The organism is Paenibacillus mangrovi (assembly GCF_022898935.1).
GTDB classification, from domain to species: Bacteria; Bacillota; Bacilli; order Paenibacillales; family Paenibacillaceae; genus Paenibacillus_AQ; species Paenibacillus_AQ mangrovi.
This window is the reverse complement of sequence record NZ_JALIRP010000002.1, coordinates 624,304-639,061: the sequence shown is the minus strand read 5'-3', so window position 1 is coordinate 639,061 and position 14,758 is coordinate 624,304. Positions and strand designations below refer to the sequence as shown.

General features: G+C 50.8%; 11 protein-coding genes. 7 read left to right on the top strand and 4 right to left on the bottom strand.

All coding sequences use genetic code 11. The features are described 5' to 3' along the window. Positions 1–6 precede the first annotated feature (6 nt). Positions 7–612, top strand: coding sequence for a pentapeptide repeat-containing protein (locus MUG84_RS07540; protein ID WP_244722780.1), 606 nt, complete (start codon positions 7–9; stop codon positions 610–612). Here MUG84_RS07540 and MUG84_RS07535 read toward each other — a convergent pair. The 3 genes from MUG84_RS07535 to MUG84_RS07525 are packed head-to-tail and all read right to left on the bottom strand — an operon-like array spanning position 609 to position 2,985. Next, positions 609–1,022 (bottom strand): GNAT family N-acetyltransferase, encoded by a 414-nt coding sequence (locus MUG84_RS07535; RefSeq protein WP_244722768.1) that lies wholly within the window; start codon positions 1,020–1,022, stop codon positions 609–611. The genes MUG84_RS07540 and MUG84_RS07535 overlap by 4 nt on opposite strands. 6 nt (positions 1,023–1,028) lie before the next feature. Further along, positions 1,029–1,463 (bottom strand): hypothetical protein, encoded by a 435-nt coding sequence (locus tag MUG84_RS07530; protein WP_244722765.1) that lies wholly within the window; start codon positions 1,461–1,463, stop codon positions 1,029–1,031. A gap of 31 nt (positions 1,464–1,494) precedes the next feature. Beyond that, on the bottom strand, positions 1,495–2,985 hold the full coding sequence (locus MUG84_RS07525; protein ID WP_244722760.1) for an MFS transporter: 1,491 nt from the start codon (positions 2,983–2,985) through the stop codon (positions 1,495–1,497). 189 nt (positions 2,986–3,174) lie between these two features. On the opposite strand from MUG84_RS07525, the gene MUG84_RS07520 reads away from it, so the two are divergent. Then, the gene (locus MUG84_RS07520) at positions 3,175–3,708 is read left to right on the top strand and encodes a TetR/AcrR family transcriptional regulator (RefSeq protein ID WP_244722757.1); all 534 of its coding nucleotides are present in this window, start codon (positions 3,175–3,177) and stop codon (positions 3,706–3,708) included. Positions 3,709–3,924: 216 nt separating this feature from the next. On the opposite strand, the gene MUG84_RS07515 is transcribed toward MUG84_RS07520, so the two are convergent. Next, positions 3,925–4,674 (bottom strand): stalk domain-containing protein, encoded by a 750-nt coding sequence (locus MUG84_RS07515; RefSeq protein ID WP_244722752.1) that lies wholly within the window; start codon positions 4,672–4,674, stop codon positions 3,925–3,927. 151 nt (positions 4,675–4,825) lie between these two features. Between MUG84_RS07515 and MUG84_RS07510 the strand changes: the two genes are divergently transcribed. From MUG84_RS07510 to MUG84_RS07490, 5 genes are all read left to right on the top strand, one after another. Beyond that, entirely contained in the window at positions 4,826–6,817 is a 1,992-nt protein-coding gene (locus MUG84_RS07510; protein ID WP_244722749.1) for an S-layer homology domain-containing protein, read from the top strand. After that, the gene (locus MUG84_RS07505; RefSeq protein ID WP_244722744.1) at positions 6,817–8,604 is read left to right on the top strand and encodes a DUF2207 domain-containing protein; all 1,788 of its coding nucleotides are present in this window, start codon (positions 6,817–6,819) and stop codon (positions 8,602–8,604) included. The genes MUG84_RS07510 and MUG84_RS07505 overlap by 1 nt, the downstream gene beginning before the upstream one ends. Before the next feature lie 46 nt (positions 8,605–8,650). Further along, positions 8,651–9,199, top strand: a complete 549-nt coding sequence (locus tag MUG84_RS07500; protein ID WP_244722741.1) for a LemA family protein — start codon at positions 8,651–8,653, stop codon at positions 9,197–9,199. Between the two features lie 13 nt (positions 9,200–9,212). Next, on the top strand, positions 9,213–11,225 hold the full coding sequence (locus MUG84_RS07495; RefSeq protein WP_244722738.1) for an S-layer homology domain-containing protein: 2,013 nt from the start codon (positions 9,213–9,215) through the stop codon (positions 11,223–11,225). A gap of 143 nt (positions 11,226–11,368) precedes the next feature. Further along, positions 11,369–14,707, top strand: coding sequence for an ATP-binding protein (locus tag MUG84_RS07490; RefSeq protein WP_244722734.1), 3,339 nt, complete (start codon positions 11,369–11,371; stop codon positions 14,705–14,707). Positions 14,708–14,758: the final 51 nt, after the last annotated feature.

The window sequence follows — 14,758 nt, the reverse complement described above, 5'->3', positions numbered from 1 at the left end:
AAATATATGTTTCAATACATAGATAGACAATACGAAAGAGTGGATTTTAGCCAACAGGATTTGAAAAACGGGGAATTGAAGGGATGTTCCTTTATTCGCTGCATTTTCCGGGGGACGGCGCTGGACGAGATCTGGACCAGCGGCTGCCAGTTCATCGAATGCGATTTTGGCGGCGCGACTTTGAATGCCTCCCTGCACAAGCGCTCGGCTTTTACGAACTGCCGGTTTGCGGGGGCGAATCTGTTCGTGGCTAAATTCGAAGACTGCAAGATGATGGGTAGCGATTTCGCTGGGGCGCTTCTGGACGGAATTGCGATCGAGGGAGGCGACTGGTCGTACACGAACCTTCGCCAGGTGAATTTGTCCAAGCAGACGATGAAGGGGATCCGTTTGATGGAGGCGGATCTCAGCGAAAGCAATCTGCAGAAGGCGGACCTGCGGGAAGCCGATCTGACGGGAGCAAAGCTCTTCAAGGCGGTGCTCAAAGGGGCGGATCTGAGGGGAGCGAAAATGGACCGGATCGACTACCGGTCTTTCGATCTTACAGGCGTACGGATTGATCTGGAGCAGGCCGTCAATGTGGCCCGCTCCTATGGAGCCAAGGTGGATTAATTGTATTTTTTGTACATGCCGACGGATGCCGGAGCACCGTATACAAAGCCGAACTGCTGATACAGCCGGTCTGCTGGAACATCGGCCATTAAGCTGACGTATGACCCTTTGGGGACATTTCGGTCCAGATAGGCGTTAACCTCGGACATTACCTTTTTGCCGAGTCCTTTGCCTTGATGCTCAGGTGATACAGCGATGTCCACAACGTGAAACATACAGCCGCCGTCACCGATGACCCGGCCCATGCCGATTAATTCTCCATCAATTCTAAGCGTAACGGCAAATAAGGAATTCCGCAGTCCTCTGCGGGAAGCTTCAATGTCTTTGCCGCTTAAGCCGGCCTTCAGGCGCAGGCTGACATACTCCTCCGCTTCAGGAGGATCATAACTGATCTTGATCTGTTCATTCATGATGTATCATCCTTTCTTCAGCGACCTATTTACCCACCAATAATAAAACTCACATATGGCAAACGCGCCAACTACGAGCGCCACAAGAACAACAATCCATATTCCCAGAAATGTCATCGTAAACCATGTTCCATTTTCTGCAATTAGAAAAATACTTCCAATAACCCATAGAAAGTCCACCACAGAAAAGATCAACACATACAGCGGCCGAATAAATTTCATTTTTACCGTCCCAAAAACAAAAGCTATGAAAATCAACAGGAAAATTCCCGTTCCGACTAGATAAGACGAACGATCAAGACCTGTCAAGCTCGCTACAAAATGCGGAAATAATATAATAATTATTCCAAGTATCCCTGTAGAGAGTCCATTCGTCAACAAAACATAACGAATAAATCTGTCGCCACTCACGTTTTTCTTCTCATATTGATTTTGATTCATGGATAAACACCTCGATTTTCATAAGGATCAATTATCTGATACTGATTGCGCCACCGTTTTTGATCTGGTGTTTTTTGATTAGAACAAGCGAAAGGGGAAGAAGAAATGAGGTATATGCAGCAAGCAGGTATAGACAGAGGCTGAAAGTATCGATATAATTTTGCGCGTTTGGATGCCGGATGCCTATTATATTTGCATGGTAACTAAGCCCGTTCAACCATACGATGCCGATCAAACTAATCCCAATCGCATAAGCAATCTGGAAACCCGTAACGAATATCCCTGACGCGGAACCAACATCACTCTTAGGTATTTTTGCAAGGACGATATTCGTTAGAGGAGCGGCAATAAAACCTTGACCGAAACCAAGGGCGAGTAAGGAAGGAATCCACAGGGCAATGGCCGGCGAGGTTCCTGTCGTAGAAACAGAAAGAGCGAGAAATAGATAACCGCTTGCCGTCAGGATGGAACCTATCGTTAGTACATGATTACCAACCTTGCCTATTGATTTGGACGAAAGCAGAGAAGCCAGAAAATATCCTATCCCCATCGGCAAAATAACGCCGCCTGCTTTCAATGCTGAAAAACTTAGCCCGATTTGAAGCAGGTAAGCAGTAATGAGAAAAAAAGCAGCTTGAGAGGACATCAGCACAAATGCGACGAGCATTCCGACAGTGAATAAACGATTTCGGAAAAGATCCATTTGCATGAAGGGAGCACGATTGTTTCGTTGAACTCGTTTTTCAAACCACACGAATGTTGCCAGGAGAGGGATAGAAAAGATAAGGCTGAAAATGAGCGCAAGCGGCCAACCTTCCTTCTGCCCTTGTACGAGCGGATACACAAGTAACAATAGACTTACGGATAGAAGTGCAGCTCCTGCCCAATCGAATTTAGTCTTATTTGATGTGTTGGACTCAGGTATAAACGGTGTCAAGCACAAGATGAACAAACCGATTGGTACGTTAAAGAAGAAAATTGTTCTCCAATCCAAGTCCCAGGGGTTTACCAGCAGCAGAAGACCGCCAATGATTTGTCCTGTTGATGCGGCTAGCCCTTGTATGGCACCATACAATCCGAAAATCGCACCTCGCCTTTCTAGAGGATAGGTAATTTGAATCAGCGATAATACTTGCGGTGATATCAATGCAGCGCTTAACCCTTGGAGGATTCTAGCCACAGTCAGAATTAAGATATTGGCCGACAATCCACAAAATAAAGAAGAGAGCGTAAAGCCGGCTACTCCTAACAACAGAATTCTTTTCTGCCCGAATCTGTCACCTAAGCGCCCACCAATTATTAGGGCAACAGCAAAAGCCAAAGTGTAACTTGTGATGATAAACTGAACGTTTGAAAAGTTTGCTTTTAGACCGAGCTGAATCGAGGGTGCCGCGACGTTGACAATAAAATTGTTCGCTACTGTCATAAATGTGGAGAGAAGCAAGACGGTGAGCGTCAAATACGGCTTAACTCGGCTCTTACTACTTTTTGGCTGTCTAGAAAGTGGAAATTTTGAAAACACGGAACACGGTTCACATCCTTTCCTTGCTCCTGAACTGTTTGACAACAGCCAGCAAGTTTTCTAAAATGAGAGAGACAGATCTGTATCTTTTGTAATAATGATACAGACAGATCTGTATCATGTCAAATAAAATATTTCCAAATTTTAGATCGGGTGATTTGGATGAAAAAGTCGGCAAGAGAAAGAATTTTGCAAAAAGCCTCTGATTTGTTTTACCAAGAAGGAGTGCGGGCTGTCGGAATCGATCGAATCATCGATGAATCCGGAGTAGCCAAAGCTAGTTTTTACCGTAATTTCGCCAGTAAAGATGAACTGATCGTAAATTACTTGGAATATCGAGGAGATATTACCTTGGAACGGTTGGAAGAAGCGGAGCGACTCCACCCCGAAGCACCCAAAATGCAAATTTTTGCGATGCTTGACGGACTTGTCGAAAGGATTAAGCAATCCGATTATCGTGGATGCCCATTCATGAATACGGTTGTGGAGTTTCCGGATGAGAATCATCCCGCCCATCAAAAAGCGGTTGAAAACCGCAGAAATTTATGGGGAAAAGTGGAGGGAATCATGCGAAAAGGTGGCGCCCGAAATCCCGAAGAGTTGGCAGCTCAGTTGAGGATGCTTTGCAGTGGTGCAATTATGGTCTCTTATGTGGACAAGTCGGCTTTTAACCAGGAGTATTTCATTAGTGCCGCACGTCTTCTCATTGAGAGGCAAATGTAGAGGGATAAGCAGTTGCTCTTTTCGGATCGTTCCTGCAGTTGACATCTCTTAGCAAGGGGAGCTATTAAAAAATAAAGACGGCCTTGTTCGCATCGTTTGCGAGCAGGCCGTTCTTCGTTTAATATGATTGCTTACATTTTTATTTTTGGCATGCGTTTATCCGACATAATCGGCTATAATTCTGTGGATCACCCATTTGACGGAGCTCCGAAAACTCTAATGCCCGTCGGATTTATCCGACGAAGCCGGAATGGCCTCCGTCGTAACATAGCTGTCCTTCAAAATATAGAGAAGCGGTTTTTCGGCTTGATTATTAGCATCGTAGGCCGATACGAAGGCATATTGGCTGCCTTGCAGGTTTATATCCATCTCCGTGACCCGACCAGCCTCGAGACTGATTTCCTGCGTCAGCTGCTGCTTATCTCCGTTCAGCACCCTGATCTTCATCGACGAAGGAGAGTACAGGATCAGATGTAATGTATTGTATTTTTTGCCAAAGTCTAATTTCAAGTAGGGCGATCCCTCATACCAGCCTAACCCCACGTTTTCCGCCGTAAAGGCGTAGGCTCCCTCATACTGATGATTTCCGAAAACAAGCTGCTTTTTGTCGATCACATCGTAAAATTTCTCGCTCCAATTATCCACTTTCACCTCTTTGGAATACAACGTGAGGTTGCTGCTCTCTCGAAGTCCGATGGTTTGCGTGGAGCCTTCCCATGTAATCGGAACGTCAAAGGCGTTGGCAATTACCCGAAGAGGCAAGTACGTCGTTCCGTTATACGTGATCGGAAGCACTTCCTTGCCTTTGTCGTCGAGCGGGCGCCAAGACTTGCCGTCCAGACGGAATTTGACTCCCGCGTTGAGGTACGCTTTGATCTCTGTAAGATTGCTGGCTGCAAACGCTCCGGTCGCAAGCGAGAACATGGCGGTGATGACGAGCAACAGAATAACGCGTGTCTTCTTCATCAATAATTTTCCTCCCAGGTTCATGTTCGATTCAACAAGAAAGAGCATAACAGAACAAGCGCTTCAAAAGCGTTTCAAAAATGGGCAACGGGCGGGGAAACGCTTTTGAAGCGCTCGCTGTTTTAGAATCGTTCAGAAAGGAGGAATTGTAATGTCTTCTTCCAAACAAAAATTCGGGATCGTCCTTATATCGGCCCTGATTTCAGTTTCGGTGCTTTTCCCCTTCCCAGCCGCGGCGGCCGAAGCGCCCAAATTCACGATTGATCCGAACCTCAAAAGCAACGATCTCTTGATCAAAGATACACCTCTCTTACTCGGCAATCCGAAAGGACAGGTCAGGTGGGAGTACCCAATGGAGAAACCTTCTACTTCCCCGGTGCTCGGCAAAGATGGCACCATCTATTTGGGTGGAGGCAACAAGGTTTATGCGATTCTTCCGGACGGGACTAAAAAATGGGACGCGGATCTGGGGGGGTTCGCGAGCGGCACTCCCACCCTGGGCGCTGACGGAATGCTCTATGTGGGCGTCATCAAGCTAGATGCGAACGCTTTAAAAGCGTATGTGTACGTTTGTGCCATCGATCCGGCCGGAAAAAAGAAGTGGGAATTCGCCATGGGAGGTTTAAAAAAGCTTTCGATCCCGGATCTCAGTCCGGCAATCGGGGCTGACGGCACGATCTACGCGGGGGGCTCAGACAGCCGGAATCTGTATGCCCTCTACCCGGACGGATCGCTTAAGTGGGCATCTCCCGCCGAAGGTGCCGTAAGTCCCCCTTCTATCGGAGAGGACGGGACGATTTACGCCGGAACGATGGATGGGGTTCTTTATGCGTTCAAGCCGAACGGTATTGTGAAATGGACATTCCCGACACCCAGCCCCATCTATGAACATCCCGTTATTGGAGCCGACGGGACGATTTACGTAGAGTCTTATTGGAATGATTCGGGAGCCGTACTTTATGCCATTCATCCAGACGGTTCGAAGAAGTGGAGCCGCGACCGCCATACGTATTCCTCCCCGTCCATAGCAATTGACGGCACGATTTATATCGGAAGTAAGGACGGAGTACTCGCCTTCGATCCCGATGGAACCGAAAAATGGAAGTTCAATCCTGGGAACAAGGTGCATCAGACGCCGGCGATCGGACGGGATGGCACCATTTACGCCGGAAGCGACAACAGCGTTTTCTACGCGGTCAATCCGGATCGAACTGTAAAGTGGGAATATGCCGCCAGAGACATTGGAACATTCGCTCCTGTCATCGGGAGCGACGGCACTGTCTATAAGTCATCATCGACATCCTTGCTCGCTCTCGGAACCATCGGGGTAAGCACCGTTAGTTTGAATAAGAAAACGACCAGCCTTCAGGCGGGAACGAGCGAAACGTTGACGGCAACGATTGTCCCGGAGGAAGCAGTAGACAAACGGATCCGATGGAGCAGCAGTAACAGCGCAGTGGCGGAGGTGGACGCCATGGGCAAAGTGACGGGCATCGCGCCGGGCACGGCGAATATAACGGCCACGACCATAGACGGAGGTTTTATCGCCACTTGCGCCGTGACCGTAACCGACAATCCTCCAGCTCCGCAAGCGGATGCAGCGAACCTGAAGGACATTGCGGGGCACAAGTTGGGCGCGGAGATCGCCAAAGCCTTAGCGCTCGGCATCGTATTTGGTTATCCGGACGGCACGTTCCGGCCCAACGGGAACGTTACCCGGGCCGAATTTGCCAGCATGCTCGTCAGAGGGCTGCACCCTGGGGAAGAAGGAGCGCCGCTAACATTCAAGGATAAGGATAAAATCGGAGCATGGGCGGTGAAGGCAGTGCGCCAGGCGGTGAAGCTCGGCATCATCCACGGGTATGAGGACGGTACGTTCCGACCCAATGCGAACATTACCCATGCGGAAATGATCTCGATGGTCATTCGCGCCTCTGGCCTCTCAATGGACAATGCACTGCAGACTGGACTCTCCGACGATGCGGACATTCCAGAATGGGCGAAGTCCGCCGTTTCCAAAGCTGAGAAGACCGGCATCATCAAAACGGGAGATTTCCCGGACGGCAAATTAGCGCCGCAAGCGATGTCTACCCGCGCGGAAGCCGCGTCGGCCATCGTCCGCATGTTGGAGGTTCGAGAATAATGCAGATGATGGTCGCCTCCCGGAACATTGCCGTGAGTCTCGCAAGTCTTCTGCTTCTGCTCCTGTTGACCAATCCTGTTCTTGCGGCGAGCGATCGATCGTTTGAGATTACGAGTGTCGACATTCAGGCTCGAATCGATGCGGAAGGCAACATGCAGGTGACCGAACAGGATACGTATCGGTTCCATGGAGCCTTTAACGGCGTAATCGTGCAGCTCGATTCGTCCAGTTCGGACGGCATTAGGGACTTCCAAGCCTACGAAATCAAGGAGCAGCAGGAAATACCGCTCACCTTCGATAAATCCGGCAAAGGCAGTCGAGTGCAGTACAAAGTATTCGATCAGGCCAATGAGGAAACGAAAATTTTTAAATTTATTTACGAATATAAAAATGTCGTGCAAGTTTACGAGGATACCGCCGAGCTGTACTGGAAATTTTTCGATCATACGAATCCGAGTGACTTGGGCATGGTGCGCATTCGTGTCGACCTGCCAGGCGGCGTCATGAAGGACGATATATTGGCGTACGGACACGGTCCGCTCTTGGGGACGGTGAATATTACCCAGGATGGCTCCTTGGAGTATCAGGTTAGCCCTCTGCTGGCCGGTCAGATGCTGGAAGCACGGGTGCTGTTCCCTCAGATCTACGTGCCGGACAGCACCAAAATCAAGAACACCCCGATGCTTGACCAAATCAAGCAGGAGGAACTGAAGTGGGCGGAAGACGCGGACAGCAAGCGAGCAACGAACCGGAATCCGCTGCCGCGAGCTCTTGTCTATGCCATCGCCGTCATTGTCTTCAATTTGGGGCTTATCGTCTTTCTATACTTCAAATACGATAAGGAACGGAAGCCGGACTGGCACGGCGCCTATTATCGCGAACTGCCCGCTGACGTAACGCCGGCTGTCGTGAGCTATTTAATGGACTTTAAAATTCAGACCCGCGATGTCTTGGCAACGCTCATTGATTTGGTCCGAAAAAAACATGTCGAGATCCAGGTTGTTAAGGAAACGGGCGGTTTCTTGCGCAAAGAAAAGACCGATTACCGGTTCAAACTGATCGACGAACGAACCAACGGACTGAAGCAGCACGAGGCGTTCTTACTTCACTGGTTTTTCAACCAACTTGGCCTGGACAACGAAGTATCCCTCTCGGACCTCCATCAATACGTCAAGAAAAAGGCGAATGCCCGTATCTTTACAAGGCAGTTGGCCGATTGGAAAGCCACGGCGACCAAGGAGGCGAAGCAAATGGGGTATTTCGAAACGTCCAATCCAGGCCTGAAGATCGCTGTCATCGCGTTTGCCGCGCAATTTATCGCCCTGCTATTTCTCGTGCCCGCCGAATACAATTGGCTTGCATTCTTAACCATTCCGCTCTTTTTATATGGGTTAAAAATCAAACGTAGAACGAAGACCGGCGCGACCGAGCGGGCGAAGTGGAGGGCGTTCCAGCGGTTTTTAGCCGATTACAGCCGAATGGAATCCAGCGAACCGATGGCCGTTCATCTGTGGGAGCACTATTTCGTTTATGCAATTCCGCTCGGAGTGGCGAAAAAAATGATCGCGATTGCCAATATTGATATCCGGCATGCGGGTTACGGCAACGATACCGTTTACGGAATGGTGGCAGACACCGGATTTTATCGACATTTTGAACATTTCTCGGAATCTTTCGATAAGACGATATCCGCTGCGCAGAGCAACGCATCGTCGAGAGGATCAGGCGGCGGCTTCTCTTCAGGCGGCGGTGGAGGAGGAGGCGGAGGAGGCCGCGGCGCATTTTAAGGCGCTTGGTCTCCCATATCATTCATTTGGAAACGGGGGGATCGATGTGGTCGGATATATTGTGATCGGAGTCATTGTTTTACTGCTGCTGTGGCTCATTTTTACCTATAACCGCTTGATCTTGTTGAAAAACCGGGTCCGTAACAATTGGTCACAGGTGGATGTCGTGTTGAAAAATCGTTTCGACCTCATCCCAAATTTGGTGGAAACGGTCAAAGGATATGCGGCGCATGAAAAAGAGGCGTTCACCCGAGTCAGCGAGTTGAGAACGCAGTACGCTAGCGCCGGCTCAGTACAGGAACAGGCGGCGGTGAGCGGTGAAATATCCGGACTCATGAGCAGATTGTTGATGGTGGCGGAAAGCTACCCTGAGTTGAAAGCGAACGAAAACTTTCTTTACTTGAAACAGCAGCTAACCGCAATCGAGGACAAAATCCGCTTTGCACGGCAGTTCTACAACGACACGGTGGAGGCGTACAATACCGCAGTCATGAGTTTTCCAACCAACATGCTTGCTGGCCTATTCAACTTTAAACAGGAACGGTTCTTTCACATCGATGAAGCGGAAAAGTCCGGACCGCAAGTTAAATTTTGAAAGGGGCTTCCCTATGTTTGATAAGAAATCGAGTTATGCTGTTTTCTTTGTTGCCTTGCTGCTAGTTTGTCTCACTCCGCTTCAATCCGCTACGGCGTTTGATCTTCAGTTAAAACCGGATTTTAGGATAGAGGCGAACCCGAACATTATCACAAGCCTTTATATGCCAAGTTCAAACGGTGTAGAGCGATGGGCGTTTGAAACAGGGGGGGGGATCAGCTTGTCCTCGCCTGCAGTCGGTGCAGACGGCACCGTATATGTTGGATCTACAGATGGGAAGCTCTATGCAGTCGATAAAAAGGGAAAGAAGAAATGGGAGTTCACAACGAAAGATAAAGTGTACTCTTCGCCGATAATTGGCGCAGACGGCACCGTGTATGTCGGCTCTAGCGTTAATCTATATGCAATCACTCCGGACGGAGAGCTGAAGTGGGCGTTCGAAGCAGGAGGCGCCGTAAACTCCATACCGGCAATTGGCGCAGACGGTACCGTCTATTTTGAATGCGAGGATGGGAAGCTCTATGCGCTCAAACCGGACGGTACGAAGATCTGGGAGTTCGCAACAGGAGACGGAATGAGTTGCAAGCCCGCCATCGATTCTAACGGCACCATTTACATCGGTTCCCGCGATAAGAAGCTCTATGCGATTAAACCGAACGGAACGAAGAAATGGGAACTCACTACAATCAATGAAGTGAAAACCTCGCCGGCGATCGGCACAGACGGTATCATCTATATCGCTTCCGGCGCCGAGAGACTGTACGCGATCAAGCCGGACGGAACGATAAAGTGGGAGTATCCATTGGATAAAGGGCTATATGGAGGGACCGTTTTTTCCTCGCCAACAATCGGTGCGGACGGCATCATCTATGTCGGATCGGGGGGATCAGGCATTTATGCAATTAAACCTGACGGAACGAAGAAATGGAAATTTGATACGGATGGCATTTTGATTACTGCGCCTGCATTCGGCGCAGACGGCACCATCTATGTGGGATCGGCCGATAAGAAGCTCTATGCGATTAAGCCGGATGGAACGAAGAAATGGGAGTTTAAAACCAATGGCCAGATAGTCGCTGCATCCGCGGTCGGTCCTGACGGAGCGGTGTATATTGGATCTGGCGACCACAAATTATATGCCATTGGTATGGTATATGTTAACGGAGTAAGCCTGAATAAATCCGTGCTCAAATTGGACGCAGGGCAAAGCGAGTCGCTGCAGGTGACAGTCACACCAGGCGATGCGTCATATAAAGAAATCATATGGTCGAGCAGTGACGATCGCATAGCGAAAGTGGACGTTACAGGCAAAGTGTCGGGCATTGGGCCAGGCACGGCTACGATTACGGCAACGTCAGAGGATGGTGGATACTACAAACAATGCGTCGTGACAGTAACGGCCGTAATGAACAACAATCCTCCTGCACCGGCAAACGATCCCCCCGCCGCGGCAAACCATCCTCCTGCTCCGCAAGCGGATGCGGCGAACCTGAAGGACATTGCGGGGCACAAGTGGGGTGCGGAAATCGCTAAAGCGGTATCGCTCGGTATCGTATTCGGTTATCCGGATGGCACGTTCCGGCCCAACGGGAACGTTACCCGGGCCGAATTTGCCAGCATGCTCGTCAGAGGGCTGCACCCTGAGGAGGAAGGAGCGCCGCTAACCTTCAAGGATAAGGATAAAATCGGAGCATGGGCGGTGAAGGCAGTACGGCAGGCGGTGAAGCTCGATATCATCCACGGGTATGAGGACGGTACGTTCCGACCCAATGCGAACATTACCCATGCGGAAATGATCTCGATGGTCATTCGCGCCTCTGGCCTCGTGGCGGACAATCCGCCGCAGACCGGATTCTCCGACGATGCGGACATTCCAAAATGGGCGAAGTCCGCCGTTTCCAAAGCTGTGAAGACCGGCATCATCAACACGGGAGATTTCCCAGACGGAAAATTCGTGCCACAAGCGATGTCTACCCGCGCGGAAGCCGCGTCGGCTATCGTCCGCATGCTGGAGGTTCGAGAATAGAAATCTTCGGCGGCGATATCGATTCCATAAAGATCCTTTGACCTCGTCAAAGGATCTTTATTATCCGGCTTGTCGTAAGGCATTTCTGCACAATAAGCGAATACAATTTACAAAGATCCGATTGACGATCGGAGGTGAGCCGTTTGGCAGGCTGCAGTTATCAGTTGTTAGGCAGTTTGAAAATTACCCTCGATGGCGAAGACCAATCGGAAATCCCCGGCAAAAAAGCCACACTGCTGCTTGCTTACTTGGTTCTCTCTTTTGATGCGCCTCCAAGCAGAAGGCAAATCGCTTTTCATTTCTGGCCCGATTCCACCGAGAAGCAAGCGTTGTCTAATTTGCGGAAGCTTCTTCACGATCTTCGGGAATCTGTTCCGAGAATCGACCGTTATCTGAAGATTACGCACGCATCCATCTGTCTGAATCGTGAACTGCCTTTTTATTCGGATATACACGAATTCGAACAGGCGGCGCAAGGAACAACGGTTTACAAGCTGCGCAGAGCGGTAGAGCTATACAGAGGAGAGCTGCTGTCCGAATTCGGTGATGAGTGGCTCGCGGCGAAGCGGGAGCGGCTGGCGCAGACGTACTTGACCGTGCTCGACAAGCTTGTTTTGATTTTGGAACGTCAGCGGGATTACGCGTCGGCTTTGTTTTTCGCGCATATGCTGCTCGTTCAGGACCCGTTAAGGGAGGAAACGTACCGCACGGTGATGCGGCTGCACGCCTTGAACAAAGATATGGCCGGCGTCGTGCAATCCTATCGGAAGCTGTGCGATGTATTACAAGCCGAACTTGGAATCGCGCCTTCGGAGGAGACACTGCATCTATTTGAAATACTGACGAAAAACGGGAGTGGGATAATAACGGCCTTGCCAAGCAGAGTCCCGCTGATCGGCAGAATCGGCGAATGGGAAGGCCTGCTGAGCGCCTGGAAGCAAATCGCGGCCGGCGGAAACGCCTTGCTTCTATTGAAGGGGGAGGCGGGAATTGGCAAATCCCGACTAGCCCTGGAGTTTAAGGCATGCTTGGAAAGCTTGGGGGTTCAAACCGCCTTCGCCGGATGCTATCCGTCGGTCAGGTCGCTATCCTATACACCGGTAACCAACTGGCTCCGGAGCCTTCCGCTGCCAAAGCTCGGTTCGGTGTGGCTGTCCGAATTGGCGCGTCTGCTGCCCGAACTGTTAGAGCGGTATCCGGACTTGCCGAAGCCGTCTCCGATTCAAGAGAAATGGCAGTTGAATAAGTGGTATGAAGCGATCGAACGGATGCTGCTGGCCAGCGAACCTCTGATGCTTCTCCTTGACGATATCCAGTGGAGCGACGAAGAGACGCTTCAGCTTCTTTCCTACCTAATCCGCAGCGATTCCAAAGCCAAACTGCTCGTGGTGGCGACGATGAGAACGGACGAGGATCCGGGCGATGCCGTCGCGCATGTTCTAGACGAGCTTCGGTCCGAGCGAAAGTTGACCGAAATCGAGCTGGCTCCGCTTAGCCGAGACGAAACGAACCACCTGGCGGCCGCAACGGTCGGCGATGCGCTGGCGGACCGCCATTCCTCAGTTTTATACGCGGAAACCGGCGGCAATCCGCTGTTTATTATGGAAACGTTGCGGGAATGGCAAGCGAGCGGGGACAGCGGTGAATTTCGTCTGTCGCAAGTGGCGAAATCCGTTATCGAGAATCGGTTGAACAGGCTGTCGCCGGTCAATCGCCAGCTTGTATCGATCATCGCCGCCATCGGAAGGCCCGTATCCTCAGCGCAATTGACGGTGGTTATGGACGTGGAGGAAGAGATGATTCTTGTGCGCACGGAGCAGCTGGTGCAATTGAAGGTTTTGCAGGAGGCTGGGGGCGGGAAATACGGCTTCACCCATGACATTATCAAGGAAACCGCGTACAAGGTGAACAATGAGAGCAGGCGGCGCAGGTGTCACAGGCAAATCGCGGAGGGGCTGCTCGCCTATCACCGGGGGCAGATCGAAGCGGTTGCCGGAGAAATCGCCTTTCACTACGAGCTTGCAGGGATGGAACGGGAGGCCACCTCCTACTATGAAATGGCCGCAACGGCGGCGGAGAAGATCTATGCCAATGACACAAGGATCAATTATTACCGGAAGCTGTTCAGCCTACTGCCTCCCGAACAGACTTTGCCCGTTCTGATGAAGCTCGGCGACGCTTTGATCGTAACGGGAGATTGGAACGAAGCGGAGAACACTTACAAAGAGTGGCTTGAGCGTTACGGATACTTGGTTACGATCAATGAGCGATCCTATTGCGACGTCGCGCTAGGCAACTGCTTGCGTCTGCTGGGCAAATACGAGGAAGCCGGGTTCCATCTGGAACGGGCGTCCTACCATTTCAAGCTAACGGAGGACCATGACGGACTCAGCTTCGCATACGGAACGCTCGGTATTTTGTATTATTTTATGGCAAGCTACGACAAATCGCTTCGTTATTTCATGGAAAGAATGGAGTTGCCTCATACCGGTAAACAAACGCAAGACGATATCCGGTTCCTCGGAATGATCGGCTTCCTGCATTACGACCAATGCGAGTACGACCAAGCGATTCATTGGTTCCAGAGACAGATCGGCCTCGCCAAGGAAATCCGGGACGCGTTTTTTGTCGGAGAAGCGATGGGCGGACTGGCTTTGGTTTATTTTGAGACGGACGATATGGACCTCGCTTACGACCGCATCGTTGAGAAGCTGAAGATCAGCAAGTCGATCGGGGCGCGAATGGGCTTCGCCATGGGACTAGGTTTTTTGGGCAAATATTATCATTTGCTCGGTTCCCGCCTGCAAGCGGAACAATGCATCGCCTTCTGCCTTGAAGAAGCGGTACGGATTCAGGATTGGCATATTGCCTCCGTCGTGCTCGGCATCGAAGGCTGCAATCTAATGGAGCAGCATCGGTATGACGAAGCCGACCGGTGGATCGAACGTTCGGCGCGGTTAACCAAGAAGCTTCGCATCCCTTTCTTCGAATGCGAGGCGCTCTATTTCATGAGCTTGCTGAGGGAGCGGCAGAATCAATACGCAAACGCTGCGGATGCCGCCGAAGAGGCGCTGAAGCTCGCCATTCGGCTAGGGCGGCGGGACTTGCAGGTCAAGCTGAATGTACAGCTGCTGCATCTAAAGACGGGCTTGAGACGGATCAGCCCCGGTGAGGCGATGGACGAACTGCGGTATATGGCGGAACAATACGCCGGTGAGCAGGACCAGGCTGCCATTCGCTTCGCGATGTGGCAACTGGAGCCCGACTCGCCCGAACTTCGGACTGCAGCGTTATCCTTGAACGAGGCGCTGTACCGGAAGTCGGGCAAACAGGAATATTTCGGACGATTGCGCGAGCTTGGAGGCTTTGGCCAAGTCATCGCAGCACGCCCGATACCGAAGCTCGCGGCAGAGGTCGTGCAGCAGAACCAAATTCCCCCGAACCTATTGGGCGATATCGATCATTTTTTACTGTTATTGTAAATCTGTGGACCCCTGTGAAATCGCCGTAAAAATGCTGGACATGCGCTAATA